At 64.6% G+C, this 17,256-nt stretch carries 19 protein-coding genes and 1 tRNA gene; 14 read left to right on the forward strand and 6 right to left on the reverse strand.

Features of this window, described 5'->3' with window-relative positions; translation table 11 throughout:
- Positions 1 to 50: 50 nt before the first annotated feature.
- A complete protein-coding gene (locus BRAGE_RS0139340) occupies positions 51 to 476 on the reverse strand; it encodes an organic hydroperoxide resistance protein (protein ID WP_018645071.1) in 426 nt (141 codons plus the stop codon).
- 156 nt (positions 477 to 632) lie between these two features.
- On the opposite strand from BRAGE_RS0139340, the gene BRAGE_RS0139345 reads away from it, so the two are divergent.
- Positions 633 to 1,091 carry a MarR family winged helix-turn-helix transcriptional regulator gene (locus tag BRAGE_RS0139345; protein WP_027561584.1) on the forward strand — a complete coding sequence of 153 codons (459 nt, stop codon included), beginning with the start codon at positions 633 to 635 and terminating at the stop codon, positions 1,089 to 1,091.
- Positions 1,092 to 1,094: 3 nt separating this feature from the next.
- Here BRAGE_RS0139345 and BRAGE_RS0139350 read toward each other — a convergent pair whose 3' ends face one another.
- From BRAGE_RS0139350 to BRAGE_RS0139360, 3 genes are all read right to left on the reverse strand, one after another.
- Positions 1,095 to 1,322, reverse strand: coding sequence for a GIY-YIG nuclease family protein (locus BRAGE_RS0139350; protein ID WP_027561583.1), 228 nt, complete (start codon positions 1,320 to 1,322; stop codon positions 1,095 to 1,097).
- A gap of 214 nt (positions 1,323 to 1,536) precedes the next feature.
- Positions 1,537 to 1,612: transfer RNA gene (locus BRAGE_RS0139355), tRNA-Ala, on the reverse strand.
- Between the two features lie 91 nt (positions 1,613 to 1,703).
- Positions 1,704 to 2,111 (reverse strand): TIGR02300 family protein, encoded by a 408-nt coding sequence (locus tag BRAGE_RS0139360; RefSeq protein ID WP_027561582.1) that lies wholly within the window; start codon positions 2,109 to 2,111, stop codon positions 1,704 to 1,706.
- Positions 2,112 to 2,280: 169 nt separating this feature from the next.
- On the opposite strand from BRAGE_RS0139360, the gene aroA reads away from it, so the two are divergent.
- The 13 genes from aroA to BRAGE_RS0139425 all read left to right on the forward strand — a co-directional run bounded on the left by aroA (position 2,281) and on the right by BRAGE_RS0139425 (position 15,743).
- Positions 2,281 to 3,618, forward strand: a complete 1,338-nt coding sequence (gene aroA / locus BRAGE_RS0139365; protein ID WP_027561581.1) for a 3-phosphoshikimate 1-carboxyvinyltransferase — start codon at positions 2,281 to 2,283, stop codon at positions 3,616 to 3,618.
- Positions 3,615 to 4,253, forward strand: coding sequence for a (d)CMP kinase (gene cmk / locus BRAGE_RS0139370; protein ID WP_027561580.1), 639 nt, complete (start codon positions 3,615 to 3,617; stop codon positions 4,251 to 4,253). The genes aroA and cmk overlap by 4 nt, the downstream gene beginning before the upstream one ends.
- 269 nt (positions 4,254 to 4,522) lie before the next feature.
- On the forward strand, positions 4,523 to 6,229 hold the full coding sequence (rpsA, locus tag BRAGE_RS0139375) for a 30S ribosomal protein S1 (RefSeq protein ID WP_027561579.1): 1,707 nt from the start codon (positions 4,523 to 4,525) through the stop codon (positions 6,227 to 6,229).
- Between the two features lie 331 nt (positions 6,230 to 6,560).
- A complete protein-coding gene (locus tag BRAGE_RS0139380; RefSeq protein WP_028146463.1) occupies positions 6,561 to 7,502 on the forward strand; it encodes an IS110 family transposase in 942 nt (313 codons plus the stop codon).
- Positions 7,503 to 7,708: 206 nt separating this feature from the next.
- On the forward strand, positions 7,709 to 8,689 hold the full coding sequence (gene sppA / locus BRAGE_RS0139385; protein WP_027563875.1) for a signal peptide peptidase SppA: 981 nt from the start codon (positions 7,709 to 7,711) through the stop codon (positions 8,687 to 8,689).
- A 172-nt stretch (positions 8,690 to 8,861) separates the two neighbouring features.
- Complete coding sequence (locus BRAGE_RS0139390; protein WP_008539997.1) at positions 8,862 to 9,167, forward strand: integration host factor subunit beta; 306 nt, start codon at positions 8,862 to 8,864, stop codon at positions 9,165 to 9,167.
- A 71-nt stretch (positions 9,168 to 9,238) separates the two neighbouring features.
- On the forward strand, positions 9,239 to 9,631 hold the full coding sequence (locus BRAGE_RS0139395; RefSeq protein WP_027563876.1) for a lipopolysaccharide assembly protein LapA domain-containing protein: 393 nt from the start codon (positions 9,239 to 9,241) through the stop codon (positions 9,629 to 9,631).
- A 65-nt stretch (positions 9,632 to 9,696) separates the two neighbouring features.
- The gene (locus BRAGE_RS0139400; protein ID WP_027563877.1) at positions 9,697 to 10,356 is read left to right on the forward strand and encodes a phosphoribosylanthranilate isomerase; all 660 of its coding nucleotides are present in this window, start codon (positions 9,697 to 9,699) and stop codon (positions 10,354 to 10,356) included.
- On the forward strand, positions 10,353 to 11,570 hold the full coding sequence (trpB, locus tag BRAGE_RS0139405; protein WP_027563878.1) for a tryptophan synthase subunit beta: 1,218 nt from the start codon (positions 10,353 to 10,355) through the stop codon (positions 11,568 to 11,570). Before BRAGE_RS0139400 ends, trpB begins: the two co-directional genes overlap by 4 nt.
- Positions 11,567 to 12,403 (forward strand): tryptophan synthase subunit alpha, encoded by an 837-nt coding sequence (trpA, locus tag BRAGE_RS0139410; protein WP_027563879.1) that lies wholly within the window; start codon positions 11,567 to 11,569, stop codon positions 12,401 to 12,403. The genes trpB and trpA overlap by 4 nt, the downstream gene beginning before the upstream one ends.
- A 175-nt stretch (positions 12,404 to 12,578) precedes the next feature.
- Positions 12,579 to 13,520 carry an acetyl-CoA carboxylase, carboxyltransferase subunit beta gene (accD, locus tag BRAGE_RS0139415; RefSeq protein ID WP_027563880.1) on the forward strand — a complete coding sequence of 314 codons (942 nt, stop codon included), beginning with the start codon at positions 12,579 to 12,581 and terminating at the stop codon, positions 13,518 to 13,520.
- A complete protein-coding gene (locus tag BRAGE_RS0139420; RefSeq protein WP_027563881.1) occupies positions 13,517 to 14,860 on the forward strand; it encodes a bifunctional folylpolyglutamate synthase/dihydrofolate synthase in 1,344 nt (447 codons plus the stop codon). Before accD ends, BRAGE_RS0139420 begins: the two co-directional genes overlap by 4 nt.
- A gap of 142 nt (positions 14,861 to 15,002) precedes the next feature.
- Positions 15,003 to 15,743 carry a metallophosphoesterase family protein gene (locus BRAGE_RS0139425; protein WP_027563882.1) on the forward strand — a complete coding sequence of 247 codons (741 nt, stop codon included), beginning with the start codon at positions 15,003 to 15,005 and terminating at the stop codon, positions 15,741 to 15,743.
- Here the strand turns inward: BRAGE_RS0139425 and BRAGE_RS0139430 are convergent, their stop codons facing one another.
- Together BRAGE_RS0139430 and trxA are read right to left on the reverse strand one after the other, a co-directional pair.
- A complete protein-coding gene (locus tag BRAGE_RS0139430) occupies positions 15,744 to 16,757 on the reverse strand; it encodes an ATP-dependent DNA ligase (protein ID WP_027563883.1) in 1,014 nt (337 codons plus the stop codon). It abuts the gene before it with no gap.
- A 144-nt stretch (positions 16,758 to 16,901) separates the two neighbouring features.
- Complete coding sequence (trxA, locus tag BRAGE_RS0139435; RefSeq protein WP_008540017.1) at positions 16,902 to 17,222, reverse strand: thioredoxin; 321 nt, start codon at positions 17,220 to 17,222, stop codon at positions 16,902 to 16,904.
- Positions 17,223 to 17,256 lie beyond the last annotated feature (34 nt).

Raw genomic sequence — 17,256 nt, forward strand, 5'->3', positions numbered from 1 at the left:
GGAAGCGGCCGGCCCGAGGGGGATCCCGGGCCAGCCAATCCGCCATTGGATCAGACGACCGTCAGGCGAACGTCGACATTGCCGCGCGTGGCATTGGAGTACGGACACACCTGGTGCGCCTTCGCGACCAGCGCCTCGGCCTCCGCACGGGCAAGGCCCGGGAGCGAGACGGCGAGGTCGATGTCGAGGCCGAAGCCGCCCTCGGAGCGCGGGCCGATGCCGACGGTCGAGGTGACGGAGGCGTCAGCCGGAACCTTCGGGCCGCCCTGCGAGGCCACGAACTTCATCGCGCCGATGAAGCAGGCGGCATAGCCGGCCGCGAACAGCTGCTCGGGATTGTTGCCGGCGCCGCCGCCACCCCCGAGCTCCTTCGGCGTGGTCAGCTTGACGTCGAGCGCGCCGTCGAGGGTCGCAGCATGGCCGTCGCGGCCGCCGGTGGCTTTTGCGCTGGTCTTGTAGAGGACGTTTACGGACATTTTCGTCTCCCTTGGGGGTTCCGGGTTAGGACCCGGTCCATATCGCAGACAATTAGATTGTGCGCAATTGAAATTACGCGGCCTCACATTTAATTGTCCGCAATTGAATATGCCGCCGGCCGGCCCCAGAATGGGAAAAACCTCGTGAGATTCGTTATGCCTCGGAAGATACCGGCGCTGGACCCGCAGCGCCTCGACAATCAGATCTGCTTTGCGGTCTATTCGGCCGCGCATGCCTTCAACCGCGTCTACAAGCCGCTGCTCGACCGGCTCGGACTGACCTATCCGCAATATCTGGTGATGTTGGTGCTGTGGGAGCGCGACGACGTGCCGGTCAAGGACATCGGCGAGAAGCTGTTCCTGGATTCGGGCACGCTGACGCCGCTCCTGAAGCGGCTAGAGGCCGCGCATCTCGTCAGACGCACCCGCTCCAGCGAGGACGAGCGGCAAGTGCTGATCGCCCTGACGCCGCAGGGCCACGCGCTGAAGGACAAGGCGCGCAGCGTGCCGCAGTCGATCCTGGCAGCGTCGGACTGCTCGGTGTCGGAGCTGGTCGCAATGAAGGACGAGATCGTCGCGCTGAGGGACCGGCTGAATGCGGTAATCGGGGAGTAGGGGTTAGCAGAGCCGTTTTTTCGAGAAAGCGCGGCCTGAGTGTGACTTGAGATATTTCTCGAATGCCAAGGCCTTCATCTTGTCGGGAAAAGCGCAGTACCAGATCAGCTTCCATGGCTTGAACTTGGCGGTGTGAGCCGATTTACCGGCATTGTGCTCAGGAAGCCGTCGCTTCAAATTCTCGGTCGCGCCGATGTATTCCTCATCGGGGAATTCGATGCTTTGGATGATGTAGACGTACCACGCCCTTCAGGCTCCGTCGTGGCTGCGCCACGCGTAGCCCGAACAAGCCAGCGCGCTATATTGGCGGCTTCCAACTGGATCGTCGATAGTTTGATCGGGAATGTCACCTGTCCGTCTTCGCCCTTCGGGCTACGCCGGACACCACGCTTCGCCCTTCAGGCTCCGTCGTGGCTGCGCCACGCGTAGCCCGAAGGGCGAAGCGTGGTGGAGCCAGGCGGGATCGAACCGCCGACCTCTTGCATGCCATGCAAGCGCTCTCCCAGCTGAGCTATGGCCCCTTAAGTCCTGGGATGATCCTGGGGGATCACTCCCGACCGGCGAGCCTTGCGACTCGCGCGGTGCACCCTTTTTCACAGATCAGGGCTGATCTCAAGTCTCTTCATCACCTCCGACATCACCAATGATGTCGGTCACGTCCTCATCGCCCTCTTCTTCGTCGGCAATGAAGGTCGAATCATCGTCATCGTCGTCATCGATGGTCTCGTCGACCTCGATATCGTCCTCCGATTCGGGCACCACGGCCTTGACCTTGCCGGTGTTCTCCTCGGCATCGGCCTCCTCGAGGGAGACCATCTCTTCGGCTTCGGCCGGCTCCGGCGCGGTGTCCTGGGCCATGCTGCGGGCTTCTGCGCCACGGGGCGCGCGAGCAGGGGCAACCGGGGCGATCGGAACCACTTCGCCGGTATAGGGCGAGATCACCGGATTCTTGTTGAGGTCGTAGAACTTCTTGCCCGTGGTCGGGCAAATACGTTTGGTTCCGAGTTCGGACTTGGCCACGGCAGGAATCCTGGGAATGTCTGAAAAGCGGTGCTTCACTTGGCTAGTTGGCGGCCCGCTGTCAATAGCGCATTACGGGAGAAAGACATGCCCGTGACGGCGGGGAGACCATGTGGTACCTGCCCCGCGAGCCCCGCAGGGATATTTCGGGCCAATCCAAGGACATAACGTGACCCATTCCGACAAGCCGACGCCCCTTCGGTCGCGCGCCAGCGGTCCACTGACCGGGAAAGTACGGGTGCCCGGGGACAAGTCGATCTCCCACCGCGCCCTGATCCTGGGCGCACTCGCGGTCGGCGAGACCAGGATTTCGGGCCTGCTCGAGGGCGAGGACGTCCTCAACACCGCCAAATCCATGCAGGCGCTCGGCGCCCAGGTCCAGCGCACCGGCGATTTCGCCTGGAAGGTCCAGGGCGTGGGCGTCGGAGGCTTTGCCCAGCCCAAGGCGGCGCTGGATTTCGGCAATTCAGGCACCGGCTGCCGGCTGGTCATGGGCGCCGTCGCCGGCTGCCCGATCTCGGCGATTTTCGACGGCGACGCCTCCTTGCGCAGCCGCCCCATGCGCCGGATCCTCGATCCGCTGGAAAAGATGGGCGCCAGGGTCGTCTCCGGCGGCGAGGGTGGCCGCCTGCCGCTGACCGTCCAGGGCGCACGCGATCCGCTGCCGATCACCTACAAGACCCCGGTTGCCTCGGCCCAGATCAAATCGGCCGTGCTGCTGGCGGGCCTCGCCGCGCCGGGCACTACGACCGTGGTCGAGAGCGAGGCCAGCCGCGACCACACGGAGCTGATGCTGAAGCATTTTGGCGCCGACATCACCTCGGTGCAGGAAGGCCAGCATGGCCGCCGCATCACGCTCGTCGGTCAGCCCGAGCTGCATGGTGCCAACGTCGTGGTGCCCGCCGACCCGTCTTCTGCGGCATTCCCGATCGTCGCTGCGCTGATCGTCGAAGGCTCCGACATCGTGCTGTCGGACGTCATGACCAATCCGCTGCGCACCGGCCTGTTCGCCACGCTGCGCGAAATGGGCGCCTCGATCGAGGAAAGCGACGTGCGGGGCGATGCCGGCGAGCCGATGGCGCAATTGCGCGTGCGCGCGTCGAAACTGCGCGGCGTCGAGGTACCGCCGGAACGCGCGCCCTCGATGATCGACGAATATCTCGTGCTGGCCGTGGCGGCCTCCTTCGCCGAGGGCACGACCATCATGCGCGGCCTGCAGGAGCTGCGCGTCAAGGAGTCCGACCGTCTCGAGGCCACCGCCGACATGCTCCGCGTCAACGGCGTCAAGGTCGAAATCGCCGGCGACGATCTGATCGTCGAGGGCCGCGGCCATGTCCCCGGCGGCGGCACAGTCGCGACCCATATGGACCATCGCATCGCGATGTCCGCGCTGGTGATGGGCTGCGCCTCCGACCAGCCCGTGACGGTCGACGACACCGCGTTCATCGCCACCAGTTTCCCGGATTTCATTCCGATGATGCGTTCGCTAGGGGCCGAGTTTTCATGATCATCGCCATCGACGGGCCCGCCGCCTCGGGCAAGGGGACGCTCGGCAAGCGCCTTGCCCATCATTACGGCTACCGTCATCTCGATACCGGCGTGATCTATCGCGCGGTGGCCTATGCCTTGATGCAGTCGGGTCATGATCTCCGGGATGAGGCAGCGGCGGTGCAGGCGGCGCTGGAACTCGACCCCGAAAAGTTCGGCAACCCCGCGCTGAAGACCCAGGAGGCCGGTGAGGGCGCGTCCATTGTTTCGGCCATTCCCAGGGTTCGCGAAGTCCTGCTCAATTTCCAGCGGCAATTTGCCGCCGATCCGCCCGGTGCGGTGCTGGACGGCCGGGACATTGGAACCGTGATCTGCCCGCATGCCGACGTGAAGATCTTCGTGGTTGCCGACCCCAAGGTCCGTGCGCGGCGACGGACCATGGAGGCAAGGGCGAGGGGCGAAGACGCGGACGAGGCGGCCGTGCTTGCCGACATCATCCAGCGCGACGAACGCGACAAGAACCGGCCGATTGCGCCTTTAAAACCGGCCCCGGATGCTTACTTGCTAGATAACTCCCAACTGGATATAGAAGGCGGCGTCCGGGCCGCCATCGACATTATCGAGGCTGTCCGAGCGGGCCGGTCGCGGGGTTAAGCCGCCGCCGTCATTGGAGGAAGTGCCCGCTCCCGCTCTTTGAGGTCGATACCCTCGGTCCCTGGTTTGGGGACCGGCGCGATCCAGGCTCCGGACACAAGAATTCCACGTATCGAATGCGCGGGCCTCAGCCGGCCCGTTTCCGTTGTTCTGGCCGCAAGGCCCGGGCAACGAGCGGTCGCTCGAAGGTTTTGCGGACCTTCCGACACTGCGTGTGCGATGCGCCCTTGAACCCAACGGCCGGCAAGACATCCGCAACTGGAGAACAAATGGCTTCGACTTCTGCTGATACCTATAGCCCCTCGCGCGATGATTTCGCCGCGATGCTCGACGAGTCCTTCGCAGGTGGCAACCTGCAGGAAAGCTCCGTCGTCAAGGGCAAGGTGGTTGCAATTGAAAAGGACATGGCCGTCATCGACGTCGGCCTGAAGACCGAGGGCCGCGTGGCCCTGCGCGAATTTTCCGGCCCCGGCCGTGACTCTGAACTCAAGGTCGGCGACGAGGTGGAAGTGTTCCTCGATCGCATCGAGAACGCCCTCGGCGAAGCCGTGCTGTCGCGCGACAAGGCGCGCCGCGAGGAGAGCTGGGGCAAGCTCGAGAAGGCGTTCCAGAACAACGAGAAGGTCAACGGCGTCATCTTCAACCAGGTCAAGGGCGGCTTCACCGTCGACCTCGACGGTGCCGTGGCGTTCCTGCCGCGCTCGCAGGTCGACATCCGTCCGATCCGCGACGTTGCGCCGCTGATGAACAACTCGCAGCCGTTCCAGATCCTCAAGATGGACCGCCGCCGCGGCAACATCGTGGTGTCCCGCCGCACGGTTCTCGAAGAGACCCGCGCCGAGCAGCGCCAGGAGCTGGTGCAGAACCTCGAAGAGGGTCAGGTCATCGACGGCGTGGTCAAGAACATCACCGATTACGGTGCGTTCGTTGATCTCGGCGGCATCGACGGCCTGCTGCACGTCACCGACATCGCGTGGCGCCGCGTCAACCACCCGACCGAGGTGCTCTCGATCGGCCAGACCGTGAAGGTCAAGATCATCAAGATCAACCACGAGACGCACCGCATCTCGCTGGGCATGAAGCAGCTGCTGGACGATCCGTGGCAGGGCATCGAAGCCAAGTACCCGCTGGGTGCCCGCTTCACCGGCCGTGTCACCAACATCACCGACTACGGTGCGTTCGTCGAGCTCGAGCCGGGCATCGAAGGCCTGATCCACGTCTCCGAGATGTCGTGGACCAAGAAGAACATGCATCCCGGCAAGATCGTGTCGACCTCGCAGGAAGTCGACGTGCAGGTGCTGGAAGTCGATTCCGTCAAGCGCCGCATCTCGCTCGGCCTCAAGCAGACCATGCGCAACCCCTGGGAGGTCTTCGTCGAAGGTCACCCGACCGGTTCGGTGGTCGAGGGCGAGGTCAAGAACAAGACCGAGTTCGGTCTGTTCCTGGGTCTCGAGGGCGACGTCGACGGCATGGTCCATCTCTCCGATCTCGACTGGAAGCTTCCGGGCGAGCAGGTGATCGACAACTACAAGAAGGGCGACATGGTGAAGGCCGTGGTGCTCGATGTGGATGTCGAGAAGGAGCGTATCTCGCTCGGCATCAAGCAGCTCGAAGGCGACCCCTTCGCCGAGCCGGGCGATGTCAAGAAGGGCGCGGTCGTGACCTGCGAAGTGCTCGAGGTGAAGGAGAGCGGCATCGAGGTGAAGATCGCCGGTACCGACTTCACCACCTTCATCAAGCGCTCGGAGCTCGCGCGTGACCGCAACGACCAGCGCGCCGAACGCTTCGCCGTCGGCGAGAAGGTCGATGCCCGCGTGATCCAGTTCGACAAGAAGGCCCGCAAGGTCCAGGTGTCGATCAAGGCGCTCGAAGTCGCCGAAGAGAAGGAAGCCATCGCGCAGTACGGCTCCTCCGATTCGGGTGCGACGCTCGGCGACATCCTGGGCACCGCGCTCAAGAACCGCGACAGCAAGTAAGCGAAACGTTCGTTTTGCTGACATCAGAGCCCCGGCGAAAGCCGGGGCTTTTTTGTTGCTCGCTCAGTTGTCGTCCCCGCGAAGGCGGGGACCCATAACCCCAGGGAGTAGTTGTTGCGCGAAGCTGATAACTCCGAGTCTTCGCCAAACCGCTCCCCGGGGTTATGGGTCCCTGTGTCTTGGAAGTCTGTCAGGATGGGTTGGGCGGGAAGCCGTTGGGTCCTTGGCGCTTGACGCCGTGAGCCGGCTCGGTCTCCCGCCCGTTCCATTACCAACCTGAACAGTTGCACGAGGCTGCGCCAACAGACCTCGCATCACAGGGACAGGCACCGTGATCATACCCCTTCGTTGCGTCGGAATCGACGTCTCCAAACAATATCTCGATATCTTCGATGAAGGCCTGGGCGTGCCGGAGCGCATCGCCAACGCGACGCAGGCCATCACCCAGATCGCGGCGCGTTGGCGATGCGATGTGCTGGTCGTCTTCGAGGCCACGGGTGTTTATGACCTCGAGCTTCGCGAAGCGCTGAGCGAGGCCGGCATCCGTTTCGCCCGGATCAACCCGGCCCGGGCTCGTGACTTCGCGCGCGCCAGCGGGCAGCTCGCCAAGACCGACCCGATCGACGCGCGAATGCTGGCAGCCTTTGCGCGGGCCATGCAGCCAGCAACGGAGCCGACTGCCAATCCCGCCCGCAACGCCTTGGCGGGACTTGCAAAACGGCGAGATCAGCTGGTTCGCATGCGCGCGCAGGAGAAGAACCGGCGCAGCGAGACCGACGACCGTGCCATGGCCGAGCGCATCGGTCGCCTCATTGAAGTCCTCGACGGCGAGATCGCCGAGATCGAGGCCGACATCAGGGGACTAATCAAAGCCGAGCGAGAGATTGCGGACGATGCGCGATTGATGCGCTCACTGCCTGGCGTGGGTCCCGTGGCTTGCATGCAACTCATCGCGAAGATGCCGGAACTCGGACATGTGGGAGCCAAGCAGATCGCGGCGCTCGCCGGCCTGGCTCCCTTCAACGTCGACAGCGGAGCCTTCCGCGGCAAACGCAAGATTGCCGGCGGCCGAAAGCGCGTCCGTGACGCCCTCTACATGGCTGCGCTCAACGCGGTTCGCAGGGCCGATCCGTTCAAGGCCTTCTACGCACGGCTGCGACGGGCCGGCAAACCAGCCAAGCTCGCCCTCATTGCCGTCGCCAGGAAGCTGCTAACGGTCCTCAATGCCATGATGCGTGACAGAAAGCCGTACCTGAAAGCCAACCCAACATAACAGTTGCCGGATCGGCGCTCCGCTTCGCTGCACTTGTCCGGGACGACGGCGGGTATGTGGCAGCGTGCGGGCTACACCGCCGCACAGCCTTCATTTCTTCAAATTGCGCCGCAATTGATGTATCGAGATAAGCCAATCGTCACGCTGTGACGGCACAACGCGCCAGGCCTTTCACTTGGACGCGCCTTTCATTTGGAGATATTCCGATGTCGCTCGATTCGGACATCATCGTCGATCGCCGCAGGATCCGCCGCAAGCTGACGTTCTGGCGCGTGATGGCCGCGCTGATCGCGATCGCTGCGATTGCGGGCTTCGCGATGGTCGCAACGCCCGGCGCGCGCGGCACCTTCGCATCCGCCGGGTCGATCGCGCGGGTGCAGATCGAAGGCCTGATCCGCAGCGACTCCGACCGCACGCAGGCGCTGGAGCGGCTGGAGAACTCGCAGGCCGCCGCCGTCATCGTTCACATCAACTCGCCGGGCGGTACCACCGCCGGCTCCGAGCAGCTCTACGATTCGCTCGTGAGGCTCAAGGCGAAGAAGCCGCTCGTCGTCGTGGTCGAGGGTCTCGCCGCCTCCGGCGGCTACATCACCGCGATCGCGAGCGACCACATCATCGCGCAGCAAAGCTCGCTGGTCGGCTCGATCGGCGTGCTGTTCCAGTATCCCAACGTCGCCGAGCTCCTGAAGACGATCGGCGTCAAGGTCGAGGAGGTCAAATCCTCGCCGCTGAAGGCCGCGCCGAACGGTTTTGAGCCGACCAGCCCTGAGGCGCGGGCCGCGCTCGATGCGCTGGTGAAGGATTCCTATGCCTGGTTCAAGGGCCTGGTGAAGGACCGGCGTGGCATGGATGACACGCAGCTGGAAAAAGTCGCTGACGGCCGCGTCTTCACCGGACGCCAGGCGATCGATCTCAAGCTGATCGATCAGATCGGCGATGAGAAGACGGCGGTGACCTGGCTGGTCGAGCAGAAAGGCGTCAAGAAGGGTCTTTCGGTGCGCGATTACAAGCTCCAGCCGCGCTTTAGCGATCTGCCATTCCTCAAGACTGCAGCCGCTGTGACGCTGGAAGCGCTTGGTTTAGGCGCGATTGCGCATCAGATCGGGCAAACTGGGGTGATACAGGCCGTGGATCGGGTCGGAATGGATGGAATGCTGGCCCTGTGGCAGCCGGCGGCGTCGAATTGACGGGAACCGGGCGAGGTCTAGAGGATTTTCCCGTCTGGCGGGTGGCCCGTCAGCCCGCTTTTCCGGCATTTGTCACGTATTTTCCCGACACTCAACCTTGATTTAGCGTCTTGACAGATCACAGTATTTTCACGGAAATGGTCATCCGCACGCTTCCGGGTCCTATCTCTCGATGATCAAATCCGAACTTGTTCAGCGTATCGCCGAGCACAACCCGCATCTGTACCAGCGGGATGTCGAGAACATTGTGAATGCGATTCTCGAAGAGATCGTAGCGGCCCTCGCGCGCGGTGACCGCGTCGAGCTGCGCGGTTTCGGTGCCTTCTCGGTCAAGCATCGCCCTGCACGCGCCGGGCGCAATCCGCGCACCGGCGCCCATGTGCCCGTCGACCAGAAGAGCGTTCCGTTCTTCAAGACCGGCAAGGAAATGCGCGAGCGGTTGAACCGCGACCATCCGGATCCCGGCGCTGCAGACTAAGGCTGTCGTCGGCGCTTAACCGAACGGCCGCATGATGCGGCAGCAAGCTTGATTCAAGACGAGCGATCGCGATGCGAAAGTTCCTGACCGCGCTGATCGTGATTCCGCTGGGCCTGATCCTGGTGACCTTCGCCGTCGCCAACCGGCACTTCGTCACGGTCTCCTTCGATCCCTTCGTCACCGACGATCCGTCCTTCGCGGTGACGCTGCCGCTGTTCCTGCTGCTGATCCTGGTGGCCGCCATCGGGGTCGTCGCCGGCGGCTGTGCGGTCTGGTTCGGCCAGCGGCGCTGGCGCCGCGCGGCGCGACGGAACGATGCGGATGCACGGGCTGCCCGGGTCGAGCTGGCCGATCTGCGGGCCCAAATGGCCGCCGCAAAGCCCGAATCCCAGCGCCTCCCCGTCCCCTCGGGGGTGGGCCTTTACGGGCCTATCGGGCGAGACAAGCAGCGCGCGACGTTGTAGAAGCGGCCCCGACCGAAAAACCCGTTTCCCGGCCGCCCCTTGCGGCCGCTACCCGCTTTGAGACCATGTCCCTGCTCGTCAAAATCTGCGGCCTGTCCACGCGCGAGACGCTTGACGTCGCGCTCGACGCCGGCGCCGACATGGTGGGGTTCGTGTTCTTTCCGCCGTCGCCGCGGCATCTGTCGCTGGAAGCCGGCCGTGACCTCGGCCGCCAGGTGAAGCGTCGCGCGCTCAAGGTCGCGCTCACCGTCGATGCCGATGACGCCACGCTCGACAACATCATGGATGCGCTGTCGCCGGACATCTTGCAGCTGCATGGCAAGGAGAGCGTGGCGCGGCTGCGCGACATCAAGCAGCGGTTCGGCCGCCCGGTGATGAAGGCGGTGCCGGTCGCAACCGCCGCCGATCTCGCCGTGCTGCCCGGCTATGCCGCAGTCGCCGACCGCATCCTGTTCGATGCGCGGGCGCCGAAGGATGCGACCCGGCCCGGCGGCCTGGGCGCGCCGTTCGACTGGCACCTGCTGGAAAATCTCGATCTGAAATTGCCCTACATGGTCTCGGGCGGGCTCGATGCCGGCAACGTCGCCGAAGCGGTCCGCGTCACCCGCGCCGGCGGCGTCGACGTCTCCTCCGGTGTCGAGAGCGCACCCGGCGTCAAGGATCCGCAGCTGATCGAGGCCTTCATTCGCGCCGCGCGCGCCACTCAAGAGTTGAGCGTACGATGAACATCGCCAAACCAAACTCCTACCGCAGCGGGCCCGATGAGCGCGGCCATTTCGGCATCTTCGGCGGACGCTTCGTCGCCGAAACCCTGATGCCGCTGATCCTCGATCTGGAGAAGGCCTACACCGCGGCCAAGGCCGATCCAGGCTTCCAGGCCGAGATGAACGGCTATCTCAAGAACTATGTCGGCCGGCCCTCGCCGCTCTATTTCGCCGAGCGTCTCACCGAACATCTGGGCGGCGCCAAGATCTACCTGAAGCGCGAAGAGCTCAACCACACCGGCTCGCACAAGGTGAACAACGTGCTCGGCCAGATCATGCTGGCGCGGCGCATGGGCAAGAAGCGCATCATCGCCGAGACCGGCGCCGGCCAGCACGGTGTCGCGACCGCGACGCTGTGCGCGCGCTTCGGCCTCGAATGCGTCGTCTATATGGGCGCCGTCGACGTCGAGCGGCAGCAGCCCAACGTCATCCGCATGGAGATGCTGGGCGCAAAGGTGTTTCCGGTGCAGTCGGGCACGCGCACGCTGAAGGACGCCATGAACGAGGCGTTGCGCGACTGGGTCACCAACGTGCACAACACGTTCTACTGCATCGGCACGGTCGCGGGTCCGCATCCCTATCCGACGCTGGTGCGCGACTTCCAGTCGATCATCGGCAACGAGACCAAGACCCAGATGCAGGAGATCGAGGGTCGCCTGCCGGATTCGCTGGTCGCCTGCATCGGCGGCGGCTCGAACGCGATGGGCCTGTTCCATCCGTTCCTCGACGATCCCTCCGTCGAGATCTTTGGCGTCGAAGCCGCCGGTCATGGGCTGACGCAGCTGCATGCGGCTTCGATCGCGGGCGGCCGTCCCGGCGTGCTGCACGGCAACCGCACCTATCTCTTGATGAATGAAGACGGCCAGATCCAGGACGCGCATTCGATCTCGGCCGGCCTCGACTATCCCGGCATCGGCCCCGAGCATTCCTGGCTGCACGAGATCGGCCGCGTCAATTATCTCTCCGCGACCGACGACGAGGCGCTCGCCGCGTTCCAGCTGCTGTCGCGTCTCGAAGGCATCATCCCCGCGCTCGAGCCCGCGCACGCCATCGCCAAGGTGATGGAGCTCGCACCGAAGCGGCCGAAAGACCACCTGATGGTCGTCAATCTCTCCGGCCGCGGCGACAAGGACGTCCCGCAGGTCGGCGACATCCTGAGGGGCAAGAGCAAGTGACCACGCGTATCGACACCCGTTTCGCCGAGCTGAAAAAAGCGGGGCGCTCGGCCTTCGTCACCTATGTGATGGCCGGCGATCCCGATCTCACGACTTCGCTCAATATCGTCAAGGCGCTGCCCAAGGCAGGCGCCGACGTCATCGAACTCGGCATTCCCTTCACCGATCCGATGGCGGATGGTCCCTCGATTCAGGCGGCAGGTCTGCGCGCGCTCAAAAACGGCATGACCTTGAAGAAGACGCTGGAGCTGGTGCGCGACTTCCGCAAGGACGACAACGTCACGCCGCTGGTGCTGATGGGCTATTACAATCCGATCTACATTTACGGGGTCGATAAGTTTTTGGCTGATGCCAAGACGGCCGGCGTCGACGGCCTCATCATCGTCGATTTGCCGCCGGAGGAAGATGACGAGCTCTGCATTCCTGCGCTGAAGGCGGGCTTGAACTTCATTCGCTTGGCGACCCCGACCACCGACGACAAGCGCCTGCCCGCGGTGCTCGCGAACACATCAGGCTTTGTCTATTACGTCTCCATCGCCGGCATCACCGGTGCAGCGGCGGCGGACGCCAATGCCGTCGGTGCAGCTGTCGCGCGCATCAAGCGGCATACCAAGCTGCCGATCTGCGTTGGTTTTGGCATCCGCACGCCGGAGGCGGCGCGCGCCATTGCCGAGAAGGCCGATGGTTCGGTGGTCGGCACTGCGCTGGTCGACGCGCTCAAGAACAGCCTCGATGCCGAGGGGCGGGCGACCGCCAAAACCGTTAACGCCGTGGCTGAGCTGACGGCAGCCCTGGCCCAGGGCGTCAAGGGCGCGAAACAGGCGGCCGAATAGGCCATAATTCCGCTTTAGCTCTTTAGTTTGAGCATGATCTTGTCGGAAAGCCGCTTCACACTTTTCCGGATCATGCTCTAACGCGGACGACACGGCGGCTTGCCGGGCAGTGGCCCGGCCGCCATATATCCTTTCAGGCGATCCCGCGAGGCGGGCTCGCACATCGGAGCAAACCATGAACTGGCTTACCAATGTGGTCCGGCCGAAGATCCGCAACATGCTGCGGCGGGAGACGCCGGAGAATTTGTGGATCAAGTGCCCGGATTCCGGACAGCTCGTGTTCTACAAGGACGTCGAGGCCAACCAGTTCGTCATCCCCGGCTCGAACTACCACATGCGCATGGGCGCGGTGGCGCGTCTGAAGTCGATCTTCGACAACGAGACCTGGTTCGATGTCGCGTTGCCTGACGTGACGCCCGATCCGCTCAAGTTCCGCGACGAGAAGAAGTATGTCGACCGCATCAAGGATGCGCGGGCGCGGACCAACCTCAACGACGCGATCAAGGTTGGCTACGGCAAGCTCGAGGGCGCGGCCGTCGTCGTCGCCGTGCAGGATTTCGATTTCATGGGTGGCTCGCTCGGCATGGCCGCGGGCGAGGCCATCGTGCGCGGGCTCGAGCTTGCGGTCGAGAAGAAGTCGCCGTTCATCGTGTTCGCCGCATCTGGCGGTGCCCGCATGCAGGAAGGCATCCTGTCGCTGATGCAGATGCCGCGCACCACGGTCGCGGTGCAGATGCTGCGCGAGGCAAAGCTGCCCTATATCGTCGTGCTGACCAACCCGACCACCGGCGGCGTCACCGCGTCCTACGCCATGCTGGGCGACGTGCAGATCGCCGAGCCCGGCGCGTTGATCGGTTTTGCCGGCGCACGCGTGATCGAGCAGACCATCCGCGAGAAACTGCCGGAGGGTTTCCAGCGCGCCGAATATCTGAAGGAGCACGGCATGGTCGACATGGTCGTGCATCGCCACGAGCTGCGTCCGACCCTGGCGCGGCTCTGCCGCCTGCTGACCAAGGCGCCGGCGCAAGATGGCGCCTCGAAAGCGGTGCAGCCAATCGTCAGCCCCGCGCAGATCGTGTCGGCCGCTGAGACAGCGCCGGCTGCGCCCCACGCGTGAACGCGTCCGCTGATAACGCAAAGCCGTCGCTCGACGCGTTGATCGGGCGGCTGTCGGCCCTGCATCAGAAGCGCATCGATCTGGGCCTTGAGCGGATGCACCGCCTGCTCGAGCGGCTCGGACACCCCGAGCGCAAGCTGCCGCCGGTGATCCACATCGCCGGCACCAACGGCAAGGGCTCGACGCTCGCTTATCTGCGCGCGACGCTGGAAGCCGCCGGCCTGCGCGTCCACGCCTACACCTCGCCCTATCTCGTCCGCATCAACGAATGTTTTCGCCTTGGTCGCGTCGGTGGCGGCGCGCTCGTCGGCGACGACGAGCTGCGCGCGGCGCTGGAAGAGGTCGAACGCGTCAATGCCGGCGAGGCCGCAACGGTGTTCGAGCTGAAGACCGCTGCCGCCTTCCTTCTCTTCGCGCAGAACCCGGCCGATGTCGTGCTGCTCGAAGTCGGCCTCGGCGGCCGGCTCGATTCGACCAACGTGATCGACGCGCCAGCGGCCTGCGTGATCACGCCGGTCAGCATGGACCACATGGATTTCCTCGGCGACACGCTGACGTCGATCGCCGCTGAGAAGGCAGCGATCATCAAGCGCGGCGTGCCCGTGATTTGCGCCGAGCAGATGGGCGAGGCGATGGCCGTGATCGAGGCGCAAGCCAAGCGCATGCGCGCGCCACTGTTTGCCGCGAACGAGAGCTGGCACGTCAATGTCGAGCACGGACGCCTGGTCTATTCCGACGAGCGCGGCCTGATGGATCTCGCCGCACCGCGCCTGTTCGGCCGCCACCAGTTCGACAATGCAGGCCTTGCGATCGCGACGCTGCGCGCGATCCCGAATTTCAGGATCAATCACGCGGCATTCGAGGCCGGCATCGTCGGTGCGGAATGGCCGGCGCGGATGCAGCGCATCACCACGGGCGCGCTGCTTCCTTGGGGGCCGCAGGGTTCGGAGATCTGGCTCGACGGCGGCCACAATGCCGAAGGCGGACGCGTTGCGGCCGCCGCTCTCGGCGATCTCGAAGAGCGCGTGTCGCGGCCGCTGGTCGTGATCGCCGGCATGATGGCCAACAAGGACGCGCTGGGCTTTCTCGCCAATTTCGCCGGCCTCACCCGTCACATCATCGCGGTGCCGATCCCCGATACCGAAAATGCGATGCCGGTCGACCGCCTCGCCGATGCGGCGCGCAGCCTCGGCATGCGGGTCGAGCCCGCGCCCGGCATCGAGCCTGCGCTCCGCGCCCTGGCGAAGCTGGCTTACGAGGTGCCCCCGCGCATCCTGATCACCGGCTCGCTCTATCTCGCCGGGCACGTGCTCGCCATCAACGGCACGCCTCCTGCATAGTCGGTCTCGTGTCCCGGACGCGGTGCAGCGTGCAACGCTGCTCCGCTGAACCGGGACTCAGCATGCCGCGACATGGCCCCCGGCTCAGCAGCGCACCACTGATGTGCTGCGCCGCGTCCGGCGCACGAGAGTGAGGACAACAATGCGTTTTGCCGCGATTGCCGACGTCCACGGAAACTATCTCGCGCTGGAGGCGGTGCTCGCCGACATCCGCGCCCTCGATATCACCGACATCGTCAATCTCGGCGACATGCTGAGCGGACCGCTCGATGCGCGTCGGACCATCGAGATATTGATGAAGCTCGACGCCGTCCACGTGCTCGGCAATCACGACCGCTATCTGCTCGACCGTCCGCCGGAAAAGATGGGCTCGTGGGACCGCCCCGCGCATGCACAGCTCAATGCGGTGCAGCTCGACTGGCTGCGCGCGCAGCCGATGACGCGGGTGTTTCGCGATCAGGTGTTCCTCTGCCACGCAACGCCTGACAACGATGAAGTCTACTGGCTCGACACCGTGCATCCCGATGGCACGGTGGCGCTATCGCCGCTGGACCGCATCGAGCAGCTCGCGCAAGGCGTCACGCTGCCGCTAATCCTCTGCGCTCACACCCATCTCGCCCGCGCGGTGCGCTTGCGCGACGGCCGGCTGATCGTCAATCCCGGCAGCGTCGGTAGCCCCGGCTATCGCGACAAGCATCCGTTCCCGCATGTCGTCGAAGCCGGCACGCCGCACGCGCGCTATGCGATCCTCGAACTCTCTAACGGCGCCTGGCAGGTGACGTTCCGCCACGTCGCGTACGATCACGAGACGATGGCCGCGCTCGCACGCCGCAATGGCCAGGCGGAGTTGGCGAACGCGCTGGCGACGGGCTGGATCAAATAGCTACGGGTACTTCAACAGCTTCATCGGATCGGCCACCTTCTGTTTCAACTGATCGAAATTGCATTGCCGCGGTGCCTTGTCGGGGCGCCAGCGCAGGATCGAGGTGCCGTGGCGAAAACGCTCGCCGCTGAAATGGTCGTAGCAGACCTCGATCACCAGCTTTGGCTTGAGCGGGCACCATTTTGCGGAGCGCTCGGTGGACCAGCGGCTCGGCCCGCCCGGCGCGTTGCCGGTGAAGCCGGGCTCGCCGATCAACGCCTCCAGCCGATCGGTCAGAGCAGGCTTTGCCGCGGTCTTGATCGCCGAGGTAAAGCCGACATGATGCAGTAGCCCTTTGTCGTCATAGAGTCCGAGCAGCAGCGAGCCGACCACCTTGCGGCCGGCGAGCTTGTTGGTGGCGTAGCGGAAGCCGCCGACCACGCAATCGGCGCTGCGGAATTTCTTGATCTTCTGCATGCCGTCGCGGTTTCCCGCCTGATAGGGCAGGTCGACGCGCTTGGCGATGACGCCGTCCGAGCCGCCGCCGGATTGCGCCAGCCATTTTTTCGCGGTGGCGTAGCTCGGCGTCGTCGGCGAGAGGCGGAAGATGCTGCCCTTCAGATGGGCCTTGGCAAATGCTTCCAACGCCGGCCGCCGCTCGCTCAGCGGCTTTCCGGCAAGCTGCTTCTCCCTGGCTGTCGCGAGCAGATCAAAGGTGAGATACAGCGCCGGCGTCTCCTGCGCGAGCTTCGTCACGCGGCTTGCGGCGGGATGAATCCGCTGCAGCAGCGCGTCGAAGGAAAAGCCCTTGCCCTGCGGCACCACGATCTCGCCGTCGAGCGTGAACGGGTCCGCTCTCAGCTTCAAGGCAGCGCTGACGATCTCGGGAAAATAGCGCGCGAGGTCCTCGCCGGATTTCGAGCGCAGATCGATGCTGCCGCCATCACGCGACAGCAGGCAGCGAAAGCCATCCCATTTCGGCTCGTACTGCCACTCCTTGCTGCGCGGGATGGCATCGACCGACTTCGCCTCCATCGCGACGAGCGAGGTGGATTTTCCCGGGCGTTTTTTGGGAGGGGCGGGCAAGGGTGGGACTCGTCATACGCAAGACACGTCCCGTCAACGCAAACGGCCGGCATTTCGCCGGCCGTTGTCGAAAATAATAGCGGCTCGGGTGGATCAGACCGCGGAGGTGATCCACTGCTGCAGCTTCGCCTTCGGCGCCGCGCCGACCTGGCGGGAGGCCATCTCGCCGCCCTTGAAGATCATCAGGGTCGGGATCGACATCACGCCGTACTTGGACGCGGTCTTCGGGCTCTCGTCGACATTGAGCTTCACGATCTTGACCTTGTCGCCCATCGCGCCGGCGATCTCGTCGAGGGCGGGGGCGATCATGCGGCAGGGGCCGCACCATTCGGCCCAGAAATCGACGACCACGGGGCCGTTCGCCTTGAGCACTTCGGCTTCGAAATCGGCGTCGGAAACCTTGCTAACGGCCATTGGAGTACCTCACTCGGTTGAAAGAATCGGCGCG

The sequence above is a fragment of the Bradyrhizobium genosp. SA-4 str. CB756 genome, assembly GCF_000473125.1.
Classification (GTDB): domain Bacteria; phylum Pseudomonadota; class Alphaproteobacteria; order Rhizobiales; family Xanthobacteraceae; genus Bradyrhizobium; species Bradyrhizobium arachidis.

Coding starts and splice junctions, on each gene's coding strand:
- BRAGE_RS0139340 (WP_018645071.1), bottom strand. CDS start 476: ATGTCCGTAAACGTCCTCTACAAGACCAGCGCAAAAGCCACCGGCGGC.
- BRAGE_RS0139345 (WP_027561584.1), top strand. CDS start 633: ATGCCTCGGAAGATACCGGCGCTGGACCCGCAGCGCCTCGACAATCAG.
- cmk (WP_027561580.1), top strand. CDS start 3,615: ATGATCATCGCCATCGACGGGCCCGCCGCCTCGGGCAAGGGGACGCTC.
- rpsA (WP_027561579.1), top strand. CDS start 4,523: ATGGCTTCGACTTCTGCTGATACCTATAGCCCCTCGCGCGATGATTTC.
- sppA (WP_027563875.1), top strand. CDS start 7,709: ATGTCGCTCGATTCGGACATCATCGTCGATCGCCGCAGGATCCGCCGC.
- BRAGE_RS0139390 (WP_008539997.1), top strand. CDS start 8,862: ATGATCAAATCCGAACTTGTTCAGCGTATCGCCGAGCACAACCCGCAT.
- BRAGE_RS0139395 (WP_027563876.1), top strand. CDS start 9,239: ATGCGAAAGTTCCTGACCGCGCTGATCGTGATTCCGCTGGGCCTGATC.
- BRAGE_RS0139400 (WP_027563877.1), top strand. CDS start 9,697: ATGTCCCTGCTCGTCAAAATCTGCGGCCTGTCCACGCGCGAGACGCTT.
- trpB (WP_027563878.1), top strand. CDS start 10,353: ATGAACATCGCCAAACCAAACTCCTACCGCAGCGGGCCCGATGAGCGC.
- accD (WP_027563880.1), top strand. CDS start 12,579: ATGAACTGGCTTACCAATGTGGTCCGGCCGAAGATCCGCAACATGCTG.
- BRAGE_RS0139425 (WP_027563882.1), top strand. CDS start 15,003: ATGCGTTTTGCCGCGATTGCCGACGTCCACGGAAACTATCTCGCGCTG.
- BRAGE_RS0139430 (WP_027563883.1), bottom strand. CDS start 16,757: ATGGAGGCGAAGTCGGTCGATGCCATCCCGCGCAGCAAGGAGTGGCAG.
- trxA (WP_008540017.1), bottom strand. CDS start 17,222: ATGGCCGTTAGCAAGGTTTCCGACGCCGATTTCGAAGCCGAAGTGCTC.